Origin of the sequence: Lactobacillus helveticus DSM 20075 = CGMCC 1.1877 (assembly GCF_000160855.1) — a bacterium.
GTDB lineage: Bacteria > Bacillota > Bacilli > Lactobacillales > Lactobacillaceae > Lactobacillus > Lactobacillus helveticus.
Map to the genome: position 1 here is coordinate 45,819 of NZ_GG700754.1, position 1,314 is coordinate 47,132.

The window sequence follows — 1,314 nt, forward strand, 5'->3', positions numbered from 1 at the left end:
TCTTAGTATCAAACTTTATCTTTCAAATAATTGATAACCATCTGCTATACTTGAAGTAGTATAGAATTTAGAGAGGGCAAAATTAATGAGTAAATTACCTTTCAAAGTAGTCGCCGTTGACATCGATGGTACATTCATGCGTGATGATCAAACTTTCGATCATAAAAGATTTGATCGTGTGTTAACTAAATTACGTGCCGATGGTGGACATTTTATTGTTTCAAGTGGTCGTCCTTATCCACGACTAAGACGTGACTTTACCGGCTTTTTAGATAGAATTGATATGATTGCTGATAATGGTTCGCTTTTAATTCAAGATGAACAGATTATCAGCACTCATCTTCTTACTCATAGGACAACGCTTGATTTAATTCGTTTCATCCAAGAACATTATCCAGAAAGTTCTATGATTGTTACCGGTGTAGAAGATTCATACACTACAGTGGATGCATCCCCTAACTTTAAGCAAACCATGAACTTCTACTACCCTGATCGTGTAGAAGTTAGTGACTTAATAGCTGCTATTAGTCCTCATAATCGGATCACTAAAATCACTTTAAGTTATCGTAAGGATTTCTCTAAAGAACTTGAGCAAGAATTCAACAAGCACCACGCCGAGAAGATTCACTGTACTTCAAGTGGATTCGGTCTATTAGATATCGTGCCATATAGCGTCAACAAAGGCAGCGCTATCGAATACTTCTTACGCTACTTCGATGCTAAGCCAAGTAAACTGATTGCCTTCGGCGATGGAATGAATGATAAAGAAATGCTAGAGTTAGCTGGCTACAGTTATGCAATGGCCAATGGTGAACCAGAATTAAAGAAAGTAGCCAAATATGAGGCACCAAGCAATAATGATGATGGTGTTTTGCAAATCTTAGATAGCTATTTGAATAAGTAAAACGAAAAATAAAGCTGGAAACAATTCAGCTTTTTCTTTTACCCAATCTTCTGGTCCCATATTATCAATCAACCTTATCAGCCGTTTCCTTATCCTTTTTGGTATAATATCTTCTAGCTTCATCAACTAGAGGCTTTACTGGAATAATTCGAATATATCCCTTTAAGATCGGTACTTTAACTATTAAATCGGAATGTTTTTCTTCAAAATAAGTACCAAAATCATTAAAGTCATCATATTTATCCAAATCATCAACATCTTTAAAAGTAATCCATTTCACTTCACCATTCTTATCTTTAATTGGCGCCTTTTCTGTTAAACTTGGTCGACCAATTGTAGAATCAGCTAAATGAAGTGATGTACAACTTTCATAATCTGTCCCTAGCATAACAATCTTCCCATCAAGAGTA

Annotated in this window: 2 protein-coding genes; one reads left to right on the forward strand and one right to left on the reverse strand. The window is 35.5% G+C overall.

All coding sequences use genetic code 11. The annotated features are described in order from the left end of the window. The first annotated feature begins 85 nt into the window (after positions 1-85). Positions 86-904, forward strand: coding sequence for a Cof-type HAD-IIB family hydrolase (locus HMPREF0518_RS05155; protein ID WP_003626811.1), 819 nt, complete (start codon positions 86-88; stop codon positions 902-904). A gap of 64 nt (positions 905-968) precedes the next feature. Here HMPREF0518_RS05155 and HMPREF0518_RS05160 read toward each other — a convergent pair. Then, a partial coding sequence (locus tag HMPREF0518_RS05160; protein WP_003626812.1) for an AAC(3) family N-acetyltransferase occupies positions 969-1,314 on the reverse strand: 346 nt, incomplete at its 5' end.